Raw genomic sequence first — 15140 nt, forward strand, 5'->3', positions numbered from 1 at the left:
AGGCGATTCCGCGGCCCCTTGGGGCTAGCTTGCTGATCGTCCCCGGCATCCGGGGCCTGTCGGGCGGCTCAGGCCGGACAGGCCCCGGCGGGACGTACCGGCACGTGTCAGCCGGCGACCGAGAGGCAGGTCGTCGGGGTGGCGTGGGCCGGGTCGAGGGCGTTGACGACCTCGTGGAACGCGATCCGGTCGAGGAGCCCGATCGCCGCGTGCTCGGAGAGGTCGAGCGCGCAGAGGTCCTGGATGACGATGTTGCGTACGTTCGGCCCGTCGAGGAACTGGGACCGGTAGGGCGTGACCACCTCGTCGTACCGGGTGGCGAGGACGGTGTAGGTCACGCCGGGGACGGTGTCGCCGCCCGCGTTGAGCTTGGTGAGGAAGGGGGAGCCGACGACCTGGTCGGCGAGGGCCGGGGTGGCGGTGGAGAGCAGGTCGCCGGCGCCGGGGAAGTGGTCGAGGAGCTGGGTGAGGCCGTTCAGGGTGGTGCCGTGGTTGGAGGGCGCGATGCCGACGAGCGCGTTCACCTCGGCGGCTCCACCGAGGAACTTGAGGTAGTAGCGGGGCATCATGCCGCCCTGCGAGTGGCCGACGAGGTCGGCCTCGGCGGCGCCGGTCGCGGCGAGCACCCGGTCGACGAACGCGTCGAGCTGCTGGGCCGACCTGTCGATGGGGCCGAGCCCGTTGAAGAAGGCCACGCCGGGGAGTTGGCCGTAGTCGAGGGAGTAGACGCAGTAGCCGCGGTTCACGAGGTACGGCGCGAGGCCCAGCCAGTTGTCGACGGAGTTCGCGAACGTGCCGTGGACGAGGACGACGGGGCGGGGGTGGGCGCTGGAGGGTTCGCAGGAGTAGTCGTTCCAGCCACGGCTCGGCGCGGCGGCCGCGTCGGCGGCCTGGGCGGCGGTGCCCGGCACGAGGGTCGCCGCGACGGCGAGACTCAGGGCGGCCAGCGGTCTGATCAGGCGCTTCCAGGGCAGCATCGGGTGATCTCCTTGCGGCTCAAGGGACGTGCGGCGACGTTCGCCCTGTGATCCGGATCACGAGGATGCTGTTCTTCTTCGCCAAGTTACGGGCGAGTAGGAAAGGTGGGAAGTTACGCGTCAGTAAAAACTTCAAGTGATGATCGGGACCACTGACACGTGACGTCGAACCGTCACCAGGCGGGCTTGATGGGACCGTAGGGCGCGATACGCAGCAATCGGTCGCGCAACGCCCGCACCTCACCCTCTCCGCCGAGCGCTTCGGCCCACGCCGCGACCACCTCGGCCGCCGCCTCCTCCGCCGCCCGCGTGCAGGCCCAGCCGCGTTCGGTCAGCACGATCAGCCGGGCGCGGGCGTCCCGCGGATGCGGCCGACGCTCCACGTACCCCTTGCGCACGAGTTCGTCGGCCAGCTGACTGGCCGCCTGCTTGGTCACCCCGAGATGGGCGGCGAGATCGGTGACCGTCGCACCGTCCGGAGCGAGCCGCGCGAACGCGAACCCGTACGAGGGCCGCCCCTCGAACCCGCGGGCGGCGACCCCCTCGTCGATACGGCGCGTCAGATCACCGGCGGCGGCGAGCAGGGCGGCGGACAGGGCCAGGGCTTCGGAGTTCTGCACGCCCGCATTGAAACACCCTTGACGGATCGGTCAAGCAGCTTGACCATAAGGTCAGGTAGTCAAGCTACTTGACCATCCCGCCCGAATTTCCCGAAGACCCCCCGAAGATCCCAGGAGGCCCGTATGCCTGTCGTCCGTTCGTCCGAGGCCGTCGTCCACGAGATCCACGGCGCGCGTTTCGTCTCGTACGCCACTCCGCTCACCGGCAGCAGGGAACTGGCCGCCTGGCGGGGCGAGATACCCGCCGGGACCAAGGCGCCCGCGCACACCGTCAACCGGGAGGAGATCTTCCACCTCCTCGGCGGGGAACTGCTGATCACCCTCGACGATCACACCCATCGCGTCACGGCGGGCGACACGGTGATCATCAACGCCGGCACGACCGTCACCGTGGAGAACCCGACGGACGAGGTCGCCACGTCCTGGGTCACCACCTCCGTCGGTCTGGAGGCGGAGCTGGCCGACGGTACGCGGATCGTGCCGCCGTGGGCCAACTGACCGCCCGCCGGGGTGTCACGCCGCCAGCGTCCCCGGCATCACCGCGTGCGGGCCGAACTTGGCGCGGGCCCGGTCGGCGACCTCCTCGATACGGCGGAGCCTCTCGTCGACGGGATCGAAGGCGAGCTGGTGCGAGGCCTGGTCGGCGGGGGTGAGGCCCTCCGCGCGCAGGGCGATCGCGCGGACCCGGGCGCGCTGGAGGCCGAGGGCGTCGTAGAGGGCGTAGGCGGTCGCGGTGAGCGCCGGGGAGTGCGCGGTCGGCTCCTTGAGCGTGCGGGTACGGGTCGTCGAGGACCGGTCGGCGTAGCGGACGGTGAGGGTCAGGGTGCGGCAGACCTTCTCCAGGGCGCGCAGCCGGGAGCCCAGCTCCTCGGTGGCGGCGAGCAGGGCTCGGCGGTGCCGGTCCGGGTTCAACTCGTCGTACGGAAAAGGCTGTTCGGTGGCGAGCGAGCGCGCGACGGCGTTCGGTACGACCCGGCCCCGGTCGACGCCGTTGGCCTTCTCGTACAGGTCGCGGCCGGTGCGCGCGCCGACCAGACGCTGGAGTGTGGACAGGGGGGCGCAGGCGACCCCGCCGAGGGTTTCGAGGCCGTACTCGCGCAGGGTGCGGGCGGTCGCGGTGCCGACGCCGGGCAGCTCGCCGACGGGCAGCTCGGCGAGGAAGTCCACGACGAGGTCCTCGGGCACCGCGCAGGGCGAGCCGGGTGCCGCCGCCCCCAGCGCCAGCCGCGCCGTCAGCGGTCCGGGCCCGGCGCCGATCAGGCAGTCGACGCCGTACAGCGCGAGGGCGCGGACCCGGATCAGCCGGGCCAGTTCCTCGGCGTCCCGGCCGAAGTACCGTTCGGCGCCGCGCAGATCGGCCAGCGCGCCGTCCGGCGGCAGCGCCTCCACGACCGGGGTGAAGTCCTCGACCAGGCCGAGGAGACCGGGCAGGGCGGCCTCGTACCCCGACGGCAGCTGGAAACGTACGCAGAGGATGGTCATCCCGCACTCCCTGGGCTCTGGTGCCACAACTTCCGCATCTGAGAAGGACCTTGTGAGGGCTCTTCGCCCGCGGGCCTGAGGTCGGCCCATGGATGCATCTCGTATCCGGTGGGCATCCGGATCCGCCGCCCGGTGTCGCCGCGCCTGCCGTCCGGCTCACCATCGGTGCTCCCGGTGCCCCCGGTGTTTCCGTCGTTCCCGGTTTCCGCCGGCGCCGCCAGCCGGGGTGCCACCGCGTCGAGGCCGCCCTCGCGCCGCAGCTCCACCAGCTCGGCGAGGTTCCAGGCGGCGGCGCCCACCACGCTGAGGCTGCGCGGGCCACGCCGCTGCACCACCCCGCGCACCAGCAGCAGCCAGGAGTGGAAGACGGTGTGGGCGCAGGTGTCGTGGGAGTCGTCGAAGAAGGCGAGGTCGACCAGGCCGGTGCCGTCGTCGAGGGTGGTGAAGACGACGCGCTTGCCGGAACGGATGGGCGGGGTCTGGGTCGCCGCCTTGGCCCCCGCGACCAGCACCGTCTCCCCGTGCCGCGCCTCGCGCAGCCGCCGGGCCGACACCACGCCCAGCTCGTCGAGGAAGGCCCGGTGGTCGTCCATCAGGTTGCGCGAGACGTCCATCGACAGCACGCCCAGCTCGGCGCTGAGCCGTTCGGCGGAGGACAGGTCCGGCAGACCCGCCGAGGCGGTCCGTCGCCCGCCGGACAACGGGAGCTGGCCTCCGCCCGCGCCCCGGCCCGCCCGGTGCAGCTCGGTCAGGTGCAGTTGCAGATCACGCCGGTTGGCGCCGAACGCGTCCAACGCGCCGACCTGGGCGAGCCTCTGCGCCAGCGGCCTGCTCGGCCGCGCCCGCTCCCAGAAGTCCAGCAGCGAGGCGTACGGCTGCCCGTCCGCGATCCGCGCCGCCTCGGCCTCGCTGATGCCGTGCACATCGGAGAGCGCGAGCCGGATCCCCCAGGCCTTCTCCTCCCCCGACCCCCTTGATTCAGACACCAGTTCGATATGATGGGCGACCGCGGACCGGTTCACGTCCACCGGCAGGATCGGCACCCCACGCCGCCGCGCGTCCGCCAGCAGCAGCCGCTTGGGGTACATCCCGGGATCGTGCGTGAGCAGCCCGGTGTAGAAGGCCGCCGGATGATGCGCCTTCAGCCACGCCGACTGGTACGTCGGCACCGCGAAGGCCACCGCGTGCGCCTTGCAGAAGCCGTACGACCCGAAGGCCTCGACGATCTCCCAGGTCCGCCGGATCGTCTCGGCGTCATATCCCTTCGCCGCCGCGTGCTGCGCGAACCAGACCCGGATCCGCCCCTGCGACTCGGGGTCGGACAGCCCGCGCCGCACCCGGTCGGCCTCGTCCCGGCCGCAGCCGGTCATGAGGTGCACGATGTCGATGATCTGCTCGTGGAAGACGACCACGCCGTACGTCTCCCGCAGCGGCTCCGCCAGATCCTCGTGCGGGTAGCGGACCGGCGCCCGCCCGTGCCGGGCCTCGATGAACGGCCGCACCATGTCGGCGGCGACCGGCCCCGGCCGGAACAGCGAGATGTCCACCACGAGGTCGTGGAAGGTGGCCGGCTGGAGCCGCCCCACCAGGTCCCGCTGCCCCGGCGACTCGATCTGGAAGCAGCCCAGCGTCTCGGTGGAGCGGATGAGTTCGTACGTCGCCGGATCGCCGGCCCCGCGTTCGAAGTCGAGCGCGTCCAGGTCGACCCGCTCCCCCGTCGCCCGCGCCACCTCCGCCACCGCGTGCGCCATCGCCGACTGCATCCGCACGCCCAGCACATCGAGCTTGAGCAGCCCGAGATCCTCGACGTCGTCCTTGTCGAACTGGGACATGGGCAGCCCCTCCCCGCTGGTCGGCATCACCGGCGTACGGCTCAGCAGGGACGCGTCGGACAGGAGCACCCCGCACGGATGCATGGCGACCCCGCGCGGGAGCGCGTCCAGCGCCTCGACCAGCTCCCACAGCCGGCCGTACCTCTCCTTCTCCCCCGCCAACTGCCGCAGCTCGGGCAGCTCTTCGAGCGCCGCCCGCGCGTCCCGCGCCCTGATGTGCGGGAAGGACTTGGCGATCCGGTCGATGTCGGCGGGGTCCAGGGAGAGGGCCGCGCCCACGTCCCGGACGGCGTGGCGGACGCGGTAGGTCTCGGGCATCGCGACGGTCGCGACCCGCTCGGTGCCGAAGCGGCCGATGATCGCGCGGTAGACCTCCAGCCGGCGCGCGGACTCCACGTCGATGTCGATGTCGGGCAGCGCGACCCGCCGCCTGGACAGGAACCGCTCCATCAGCAGCCCGTGTTCGACGGGATCGGCGTGCGCGATGTCCAGGAGGTGGTTCACCAGGGAACCGGCGCCGGACCCGCGCGCGGCGACCCGTATCCCCATCTTCCGTACGTCGTCGACGACTTGGGCGACCGTCAGGAAGTAGGAGGCGAAGCCGTGGTGGGCGATCACATCCAGCTCCCGGTGCATCCGCTCCCAGTACGCCCGCCGGGCGCCGTAGCCGTGCCGCATCATCCCGGCCGCCGCCCGCGAGGCCAGCACCCGCTGGGCGGTGCGACGGTCCGCGCCGACGAGACGTGGCTCGGGGAAGTGGACGGTGCCGAGGCCGAGGTCGTCCTCCGGGTCGACCAGGCACTCGGCGGCCGTCGCCCGGGTCTGCTCCAGCAGCCGGTACGCGGTGTCCCGGCGGTACCCGGCGGCCTCGACGACCCGCTCGGCGACGCCCAGCATGGCGTCCGCGCCCTTGAGCCAGGCCTCGCCGGAGTCCAGCTCCCCCCGGGGGTCGACGGGGACGAGCCGCCGGGCCGCGTCCAGGACGTCGGCGACCGGGCCCATGCCGGGGTCGGCGTACCGGACGGCGTTGCTGAGCACGGGCCGTATCCGCTGCTCGGCGGCGAAGCCGACGGTCCGGGCGGCCAGCCGCAGCGAACCGGGGCCGGTGCCCTCGCGGCCGTGCCACACCGCTTCGAGGCGCAGGGCGTCGCCGTACCTCTCCCGCCAGGGCCCGAGGAGTCTCGCGGCGCGGTCGGGACGCCCGGCGGCCAGCGCGCGCCCCACGTCGGAGGCGGGGCCGAGGAGCACGGTCAGGCCCTCGGCTCCACACTCCGACCAGGGCAGCAGCGGCGGAACCTCGCTCCTGCTCCCCTCCGGGCCACCGCCCGCATGCGCCGCCGAAACGATTCTGCACAGCTCGGCCCAGCCCTTGGCGCCCTCCCGGGCGAGGAACGTCACCCGGGGGGTCGACTCGTCGAGGAAGGCGCCGCCGCGCACGGGGGCGCGCCGCCGCGCCTGCCGCGCGGAAGGCGCGGGCGCCCCCACCGCCAGCTCCACCCCGAACAGTGGGCGGACCCCGGCCCCGGCGCACGCCTTGGCGAACCGGACGGCGCCCGCGAGGGTGTCCCGGTCGGTGAGCGCGAGGACGTCCATGCCCCGTTCGGAGGCGCGCTCGGCCAGCCGCTCCGGGTGCGAGGCGCCGTACCGCAGGGAGAACCCGGAGACGGTGTGCAGATGCGTGAACCCCGGCACACGCACCTCCCGCACTCGATCCACCAGTCGCCCAGCCACTCGCAGCCTCGATCAGCCACTCGATCAGCCACTTGGCTCGAACATCAGTTCACAGCCTCCTCACCTCCACCATAGACCACTTTTCGAACTTCTGTACGACAACCATTCGGCCCCGTCCCACCTGCGCAAACGCCGCCCGCCTCCGACCGTGGGGACATGACACAGACGGCCGAGCCCGCCCCCAGGTCCTTCCTCGACGAGCTCAGGGACGGGGTCACCCCGCGGGCCGTCCTGCTCGTCGTCGGGGTGCTCGCCCTGCAACTGCTCTTCGTCGCCTCGTACGTGGGGGCGCTGCACAACCCGAAGCTCAGGGACGTACCGTTCGGGGTGGTCGCGCCAGGAGCGGCGGCCGAGCAGGCGGTGACCCGGCTGGAGCGGCTGCCGGGCGAGCCGCTGGACCCGCGGACGGTGACCGACCGGGCGGCGGCACGTGAGCGGATCCTGGACCGGGAGATCGACGGTGCCCTGCTGATCGACCCGGCCGGCACCACCGACACCCTGCTGGTCGCCTCCGGCGGCGGACGCACCCTGGCCAACGCGCTGGCCACCCTCGTCACGGCGCTGGAACGGTCCGAGGGCCGCACGGTACGAACGGTGGACGTGGCCCCGGCCGACATCGGGGACGCCAACGGGCTCACGTCCTTCTATCTGGTCGTGGGCTGGTGCGTGGGCGGCTATCTGTGCGCCTCGGCACTGGCGGTGAGCGCGGGCGCACGGCCCACCAACCTCCGGCGCGGGATCATCCGCCTCGGCACCCTCGCGCTGTTCTCGATCCTCGGCGGACTCGGCGGCGCGGTCATCGCCGGGCCCGTCCTCGGCGCCCTGCCGGGGAGCCTGGCGGCGCTGTGGGGGCTGGGGGCCCTGGTGGTCTTCGCGGTCGGCGCGGCCACGCTGGCGCTCCAGTGCGTCTTCGGGATCGCCGGTATCGGCGTGGCCGTCCTGCTGGTGGTGATCGCGGGCAACCCGAGCGCGGGCGGCGCCCTGCCGCCGCCGCTGCTCCCACCGTTCTGGGCGGCGATCGGCCCGGCACTGCCCCCGGGCGCGGGTGTCTGGGTGGCCCGCTCCATCGCCTACTTCGAGGGCAACGACACCACCGGCCCGCTGCTGGTGCTCTCCGCCTGGGCAGCGGCGGGGGCCGCCATCACCGTGGTGATGGCGGCCCTGAGGAAGAAGCCGACGGACCGGCCGGCACCCGAACGGCCGGCCGGCTGACCGGCTGTCAGCCGATCTGCGTGCCGGTCGCCGACAGCGCCTCGGTGACGGGCTGGAAGAACGTCTCGCCGCCCGAGGTGCAGTCGCCGCTGCCGCCGGAGGTGAGGCCGATGGCCTTGTCGCCCGAGAAGAGCGAGCCGCCGCTGTCGCCCGGCTCGGCGCAGACGTCGGTCTGGACGAGGCCGTTGACGATGTCGCCGTTGCCGTAGTTCACGGTGGCGTCGAGGCCGGTGACCGTGCCGCTGTGGACCTGGGTGGTCGAACCGCTGCGGGTGACCTTCATGCCCACGGTCGCCTCGGCGGCCCCGGAGATGGCCTGCGTGGAGCCGTTGTAGAGGTTGACCTCGCTCGGGTGGTCGACGTCGGCGGTGTACTTCACCAGGCCGTAGTCGTCGCCGGGGAAGCTGGAGTCGGCGTTCTCGCCGATGACCTGGCCGCCGGCCGACCATGTGGAGATGCCCTCGGTGCAGTGACCGGCCGTCAGGAAGAACGGCTCGCCGCCCTTGACCACGTTGAAGCCGAGGGAGCACCGGCCGCTGCCGCCGGTGATGGCGTCGCCGCCCGCGACGAAGGGCTTGTACTCGCCCTTGGTGCGCTTGAGTTCGGCCTTGGCCCCGAGACCGTCCACGACCTTCGTGAGTCTCGCCAGCTCCGCCTTGGAGACGGTCCGGTCGGCGGTGACGACGACCTTGTTGGTGGTCGGGTCGGTGGCCCAGGCGGTACCGGGGATGGTGGCGTCCGCCTTGAGGGTCGTCCGGGCGCTCTTCAGCTCGGCCAGGGAGTTCTGCACGAGGCGGGCCTTGGCGCCGGCCGCCTCGACGGTCTCGGCGGCGGCCTGGTCGAGCACGTTGACGACGAGGAGCTTGCTCTTCGCGTCGTAGTACGTTCCCGCCGCGTCGGCGCCGAGGTCCGCGTCGAGGGTCAGGGCGAGCTTTCCGGCCGCCGTGATGGAGAGCGCTTTCGGCGCGGGGGTCGGCGCGGTCTCACTCGCGTTCGCAGTCTGGAAGGTCACTCCCGCGGCGACCAGTGCGGCGATGCCCGCACCCGTCACGACGGCACGGCGCCTGGGTATGCGTCGGTGCTTCAACTTGCTTCCTCCTGTGGGGGGTTGGCCAAGAGGGGCGTGGGGGCCCCTTTCGACCGGAAGGTATACGGGCAGGAAGGCGGCAGACGGTAAAAACGCCGCGTCCATGCCAACTGTGCGGCGACAACTATTCCTAGGCGCACGGGGGGCACACAAGGTCGACTTCAGGCCTGACGCACGACGAGGGCGCACGCCCCCTATGTCATTACCGTCCGGTAACGCCCCACCTCTCGACCACGCTTGTTCACACTGCAAACACGAGAAGCAACGGATTCCTCAGCAACGGGTGAGGTCTAGTCCTGTCTGAAATTCACCCATCAGAGGTCCGGAACCAAACGGGTCTCGCGGGACGGGAGTTGCTTCCGCATCGATTCTTGGGGCGCGCGCGAGTTCCTCGCCCCCGCCGCCCCTACCCGTCCCATCGTCCAGGGGCTGCGCCCCTTTGACCCCCAGCCGCGGGTCCGGTGGGGGCTGGTCGCGCAGTTCCCCGCGCCCCTGAAAAGCAGGGGCTGCGCCCCGTGCCTTTCAGACCCGCAGCGCCGTGGTCATTTCAGGCCCGCAGCGCCGTGGTCATTTCAGGCCCGCAGCGCCGTGGTCCTTCAGGCCCGCAGGGGCCTGAGGCTTTCAGGGGCGCGGGGAACTGCGCGAGAAGCCCCACCGGCCCGCAGACGAACCACCAGCTCCACCGACTAAGACGCCCCGCTCCCCGGCGGAGCCGCCCGTTCCAGGAACCGCAGCAGTTCCACCGGGAACGGCAGCACCAGCGTGGAGTTCTTCTCCGCCGCCACCGCCACCACCGTCTGCAACAGCCGCAGTTGGAGCGCGGCAGGCTGCTCGGACATCTCCTTGGCCGCCTCCGCGAGCTTCTTCGACGCCTGCAACTCCGCGTCCGCGTTGATGACCCGCGCCCGGCGCTCCCGGTCGGCCTCGGCCTGTCGCGCCATGGACCGCTTCATGGTCTCGGGCAGCGAGACGTCCTTGATCTCGACCCGGTCGATGGTGACGCCCCACTCCACCGCCGGGCTGTCGATCATCAGCTCCAGCCCCTGGTTGAGCTTCTCCCGGTCGGCGAGCAGATCGTCCAGCTCGCTCTTGCCGATGATGGACCGCAGCGAGGTCTGGGCCATCTGGGAGACGGCGAACCGGTAGTCCTCCACCCGCACGATCGCGTCCGCCGCCGAGGTCACCTTGAAGTAGACGACGGCGTCGACGCGTACGGTGACGTTGTCCCGGGTGATGCCCTCCTGCGCGGGCACCGGCATCGTGACGATCTGCATGTTGACCTTCTGGAGCCGGTCGACGAACGGCACGATCATCGTGAAACCGGGCCCCCGCACCTGCGGCTTCAGCCGGCCGAGCCGGAAGACCACCCCCCGCTCGTACTGCTTCACGACCCGGGCCGCCGACATCACATAGACCGTGCCGAAGGACGCGAGGGCCACCCCCGCCGTCACCAGCTCCTCGACCATCACGGCCCCCCAGGGTCCGACGTGGGCGTACGAGAGGGAGTACAGGTCGACGGTAACCCCGCCCCGGAACGAGGGCGAGCCCCCGCACACGATGTGTGTGCGGGGGCTCGCCTGCTGCCGCCTACTGCCGGCCGCGGCCGGGGTGGGGAGTCGGCGCCGGGGGGAAGTGCGCCGGCTCCCGCCCGGCCTGTCGAGCTGTCGATCTGTCGGCCTGTCTACCTGTCGGCCTGTCGATCCGCCGACCTAGTAGACCGAGACGCCGTACGCGCTCAGGGCCTCGGTGACCGGCTGGAAGAAGGTCGTGCCACCGGAGGTGCAGTTGCCGCTGCCACCGGAGGTGAGACCGTACGCCACGCCGTTGCTGCCGTAGAGCGGACCGCCGGAGTCGCCGGGCTCGGCGCAGACCGTGGTCTGGATCATGCCGTAGACGATGTCGCCGCCACCGTAGTTCACGGTCGCGTTGAGAGCGGTCACGCGTCCGGTACGGGTACCGGTGGTGGAGCCGGTGCGGATCACGTTGGTGCCCACGCTCGGGGTGGCCGCACTGGTGATGTCCACGCTGCCCGCGGTGCCGTCCTTGGCGATGGACGTGTTGCTGTAGCGGACGAGGCCGTAGTCGTTGGTCGGGAAGCTCGACCCGGCGGTCGGGCCGAGAACCGTGGTGCGGCCGGAGTTGGAGTACCAGGTGCCCGCGCCGTCGGTGCAGTGACCGGCGGTCACGAAGTAGTACGTGCTCCCGCTGCGGACGTTGAAGCCCAGCGAACAGCGCCAGCTACTCGCATAGATGGCGTCGCCGCCCTTGATCAGCTTGTTGAACTTGCCCGGGGTCCGCTTGATCGTCAGGGCGTCGGCGTTCCCGCCCGCCGCCTCCTTGATCTTCGCCAGCTCGCCCTGGGAGACGGTGCTGTCGATGGTGACGACGACCTTGTCGGTCGCCGGGTCGATCGCCCAGGCGGTGCCCGGGATATCGGCCTTGAGCACCGATGAGCTGGCGCTCTTGAGCTCGGAGGCGCTGAACGTCTGGGTGCCTGCCGCGTTGGCGGTGGGGACCGTGACGGCGGCCGCGGCCGCGAGTCCGGCGGTCACGGCGATCAGCCGGGTCCGTCTCGCTATGCCGCTGCGGGGGGTGGTGCGCTTGATCCTCACTGTTCGTTCCCTCCAAAGGGAAGTCGGGGGCCCGCGTGGGGTCGGGGCCCGTGAGGCGCAGATCAGGGGCATCGGTCCGGATTCCGGACACGCCGTGCCCCTGACAAGGCGCTGGGGGGAAGTATTCGGCCGTACCGCCGACCCACGCAAGGGTGCCTTTCGGCCTCTTGGGACCCAACCGGCTCGCCCTCCATGCCAGTTGATCCCACCAGGCCATATGTGCGGGTTCTGTGTGAATCCTTGTCGGCTCCCGGAGGGATCGGCTGACGGGTCGTCGGAGCAGGCCGCAGGGCCCGGAAGCGTCGATCACCACTATCGTCGGCCGCGGTGGAGGCCACCGCCCGAGGCGCCCGGTCGGAGTACCCGGGTCCACCGCCCGGGGGTGTCCGGAAGTGATGCGTTGGGCCGTTCAGCCGTTCGGTTCCGCCACCCGGGGTCATGGACGGCCTTGAGCATGGCCACACTTGGCGAGCCGCGCCCGTTCGGCGGTCGGTCATACCCCTCCTCCGGTCACGATGTGCCGCTGGGCGGGCCCCAGCCCCAGGTGCTCGCGGAGCGTGCTGCCCGGATAGAAGGTGCGGAACAGCCCGCGGTGCTGGAGCAGCGCCACCGTCCCGTTGACGAGTCGCTCCAGGTCACGGCGCGGTTCGACGGGGACGAGATGGAAGCCGTCCGTGGCCCCGGCCCGGTGCCAGTCGGCGATCAGCTCGGCGAGGGCGACGGGGCCGCCCCGGTAGAGCGGGCCGTCGGCGGTCCGGCGCGGCCCTCCCCCGCCGTGGCCCGGCTCGGCCGCGTACTCCCCACCGCCGAGGTCCACACGCAGGCTCACCAGGACCCGCAGCTCGTCGGGGTCGCGTCCGACCCCGGCCGCCCCGTCCCGCAGCTCCGTCCGTACGGCGTCGGCGTGGTCCGGGTCGGCGACCCGCAGGAGTGCCACGTCCGCACAGTGGGCGGCGGCCCCACGGCTCTCCCCCTCGGTCGCGTCGACGACCCGTACGGGGTGCCCGTGCTGCGGCCGGGTCCCCGCCGAGGCCTGCCGGGCGGGGTGCCAGGCACCCCCGGCATCCCCCGCGCCCACGGACCCGACGTGACGCGCCCTCACCTGCACCGCCCCCTCCTCCGGGCCCGGCGTCCCGAGCCACCACCCGGCCCGGCCCCGGCTGACCCGGTCGAGCGTCGCCACGGCCGCCCGCACCCGGCACGGCTCGTCGGGCGTCGCCGTCACCACCGGCACGAGCCCGACCCGTCCCGTCTCCGGCGCCACCTGGGCCGACACCGCCAGCGCGTCCGGCCCCGGCCGCGTGAACGCGTCCCCGACCGTCACGAAGTCCAGTGCCCCGCGCTCCGCGAGCCGGGCGAGCTCGACGCACACCTCCGCGCCGCCCTCCACCCGCTGATCGATGGCTGCGGCCAGGTGCAACCGCCCCCGACCGTACGACGACCCCATACCGACCGACCTCTCTCCATTCCGACCACGGACACGGAAACCGCACAGACACGGCTACGAAAACCTCACCGAACGCAGAGCCCCCGGCGCAGAAACCCCTTCGGCACACCGCCCCGAGCCCCGCGACACCCGCGCCCTCGACACCCGCGCACCTCGCACGTCGCTCGCCCCTCGCCGTCCGCCGGGCACAAAGGCATCGGGCATCGGGCATCGGCGACAACACCGGCACCGGACCGGCACCGGGGCCGAGGCAGCACCCCCTCGGCCGGTCCTCACGCGGCCGCGCGCTGCCCGAGGTCACGCAGGAACGCCAGTACGGCCCGGGCCGTGGCGTCGTTCTGGCGGAAGGCCGGCCCTCCGGTACGCGGCCGGGTGAACGCGCCCGGCGTACGGCTGTTCGTGTAGGGGCCGAGGGCGAAGCGTCTGGGGTGCGGGTGCCCGGCCCGGTCCAGGACGCGTCCGTCCCGCGGGTCGACGGCGACCAGCCCCTCCGCCGTCTCGACGACACCCCCGCCCTCGAACAGCTCGCGCAGCAATCCGTCCCGTACCCGCGCGACCGTCGGCTCCGGCAGCCGTGCCTCGACCAGCGTTCTCGCCTCGACCGACCCGCCGGGCACGGTGGCACCGGAGGCGCGGAAGACCCCGTCCACGGCGGCCACCGCCATGTCCGCCCCAAGGAAGTTCAGGACGCCGGCCCGCGACAGCGCGAGCATCTGCCGCAGCCGGGGTCCGGGCGGACCGGAGGCGAGACAGCTGAAGAACCCGTGCCACCACGGTCCGACGTCACCGAGCCGGATCAGCTGCCCGTAGACGGAGAGCAGTCCGAAGAAGACGCCCAGGTCCGGGCTGAACGAGGGATCGTGACGGCGTGCGAGATCGGCCTCGACATAGCCGCGGAGACCGTCCTGGAGTTCCTCGAACGACCCGTACCGCACCCCCGCCAACGGGCGGTCCAGCGCGGCCAGGTCCAGCCGGTCGGCCGCGTCCGGCACCGCCGAGGCCACCAGCACCGACCGCTCCCCCGCGTCCGCCGCCGCGTACTTCTCCTCGAAGTCCGCCCAGGCCATGGCAGTCCGCTCGGGATGGGCCCGGAACAGCCGGTGGTAGTGCGCGAACCCCAGTTCCTTCTCCACCGCCGGCCACACCTCGCGCCGGAAGTCCACCCGCCCGGCCCGGCCCGTCAGCTCCAGCACGGCGTCGACCTCGGCGGGCCCGAAGAACCGGGGCAGCGGCGGCCGTTCACCCTCCAGGTCGTACCCGATCTTCGAGTGGTACGGCACCCCGCGCCGCGACCCGACGTACAGCACGGGCTCCCGTCCCGAGGGGTGATACGTCAGCTCCCCGTCGGCGTCCCCCTCGTACCGCCCGCCGCGCCCCTCCGTCAGCAGCACCATGAGGTCGACGAACGCGAGCCCGAAGCCCCGCACGAGCACCGGTTCCCCGGGCGCCAGCGACGACAGGTCGCTGTCGGCCGTGAAGTCCGGCGGCAGATGGACGAGCCCGTGGGTGCGGGCGTAGGCCGCCAACTCCCGCTGCTCGTCGTCGAGTTCGGCGTCCAGATGGCCGAGCGCGAGGACCACGAGGTCTGCGGGCAGCGGACGGGACCGCCCCTCCAGCCACACCTGCTGGCGCCCTTCGGGCGGACCGGTCACCCGGAGCGCCCGCCGTGGATGATGGCGGACGGTGACCCCCTCGGGGAGGTCGGCCACGGCGCGGCCGTGCACCCAGCGCAGATACTCGCCCTGGGTCCGCCGGTCCGGGAAGACCCGTCCGTCGAGGCCCGCCCACTCGTGCAGGGTGGGCCCCTCCCGTACGGGACCCTCCATGTGCACCGTCTCGTCGGTGAACATGGTGACGTCCTCGGCCTGCGAGTTCATCCACAGCAGCGGTGACTGCTCCGCCCGCCAGATGCGCCCGGCACCCGGCGGATGGGGGTCGACGAGATGGATGTCGAACCCGGCACCCGGGTGGAGCGCGCCGGCGTTGGCGGCGATCCGTTCGATCAGGCCGGTGCCGCGCGGCCCGGCCCCGACGATCACCAGGGACGGGCGCGAGGAGGGCAGGGAGGGGTGGGAGGAAGAGGCAGACGGCATGCGAAAGGCTCCGTGATGTCCGAGTTGAACACGGGTGCCTTCACACG

11 protein-coding genes are annotated in these 15140 nt (G+C 72.4%); 2 read left to right on the top strand and 9 right to left on the bottom strand.

Annotated elements, in window-relative coordinates; translation table 11 throughout:
• Positions 1–107: 107 nt before the first annotated feature.
• On the bottom strand, positions 108–977 hold the full coding sequence (locus HW837_RS42640; RefSeq protein WP_193381909.1) for an esterase/lipase family protein: 870 nt from the start codon (positions 975–977) through the stop codon (positions 108–110).
• A 173-nt stretch (positions 978–1150) separates the two neighbouring features.
• Positions 1151–1597: a MarR family winged helix-turn-helix transcriptional regulator gene (locus HW837_RS42645; RefSeq protein ID WP_093791881.1), complete on the bottom strand. Its 447-nt coding sequence runs from the start codon at positions 1595–1597 to the stop codon at positions 1151–1153.
• 123 nt (positions 1598–1720) lie between these two features.
• Here HW837_RS42645 and HW837_RS42650 point away from each other — a divergent pair, with 123 nt between their 5' ends.
• Entirely contained in the window at positions 1721–2095 is a 375-nt protein-coding gene (locus tag HW837_RS42650; protein ID WP_045556983.1) for a cupin domain-containing protein, read from the top strand.
• A gap of 15 nt (positions 2096–2110) precedes the next feature.
• On the opposite strand, the gene HW837_RS42655 is transcribed toward HW837_RS42650, so the two are convergent.
• Positions 2111–3079 carry a DNA polymerase Y family protein gene (locus tag HW837_RS42655; RefSeq protein ID WP_093791877.1) on the bottom strand — a complete coding sequence of 323 codons (969 nt, stop codon included), beginning with the start codon at positions 3077–3079 and terminating at the stop codon, positions 2111–2113.
• On the bottom strand, positions 3076–6603 hold the full coding sequence (locus HW837_RS42660) for a DNA polymerase III subunit alpha (protein ID WP_193381910.1): 3528 nt from the start codon (positions 6601–6603) through the stop codon (positions 3076–3078). The genes HW837_RS42655 and HW837_RS42660 overlap by 4 nt, the downstream gene beginning before the upstream one ends.
• Before the next feature lie 195 nt (positions 6604–6798).
• Between HW837_RS42660 and HW837_RS42665 the strand changes: the two genes are divergently transcribed.
• Positions 6799–7854 carry an ABC transporter permease gene (locus HW837_RS42665; protein WP_193381911.1) on the top strand — a complete coding sequence of 352 codons (1056 nt, stop codon included), beginning with the start codon at positions 6799–6801 and terminating at the stop codon, positions 7852–7854.
• Positions 7855–7861: 7 nt separating this feature from the next.
• Here the strand turns inward: HW837_RS42665 and HW837_RS42670 are convergent, their stop codons facing one another.
• The 5 genes from HW837_RS42670 to HW837_RS42690 all read right to left on the bottom strand — a co-directional run bounded on the left by HW837_RS42670 (position 7862) and on the right by HW837_RS42690 (position 15093).
• On the bottom strand, positions 7862–8941 hold the full coding sequence (locus tag HW837_RS42670; RefSeq protein WP_193381912.1) for a S1 family peptidase: 1080 nt from the start codon (positions 8939–8941) through the stop codon (positions 7862–7864).
• Positions 8942–9627: 686 nt separating this feature from the next.
• The gene (locus HW837_RS42675; protein ID WP_045557339.1) at positions 9628–10407 is read right to left on the bottom strand and encodes a slipin family protein; all 780 of its coding nucleotides are present in this window, start codon (positions 10405–10407) and stop codon (positions 9628–9630) included.
• 243 nt (positions 10408–10650) lie between these two features.
• The gene (locus HW837_RS42680) at positions 10651–11553 is read right to left on the bottom strand and encodes a S1 family peptidase (protein ID WP_045556979.1); all 903 of its coding nucleotides are present in this window, start codon (positions 11551–11553) and stop codon (positions 10651–10653) included.
• Positions 11554–12046: 493 nt separating this feature from the next.
• Positions 12047–13000, bottom strand: a complete 954-nt coding sequence (locus tag HW837_RS42685) for an LLM class flavin-dependent oxidoreductase (RefSeq protein WP_093791873.1) — start codon at positions 12998–13000, stop codon at positions 12047–12049.
• Between the two features lie 272 nt (positions 13001–13272).
• A complete protein-coding gene (locus HW837_RS42690) occupies positions 13273–15093 on the bottom strand; it encodes an FAD/NAD(P)-binding protein (RefSeq protein ID WP_177262096.1) in 1821 nt (606 codons plus the stop codon).
• Positions 15094–15140: the final 47 nt, after the last annotated feature.

This window comes from Streptomyces caniscabiei, assembly GCF_014930365.1.
Classification (GTDB): Bacteria; Actinomycetota; Actinomycetes; order Streptomycetales; family Streptomycetaceae; genus Streptomyces; species Streptomyces caniscabiei.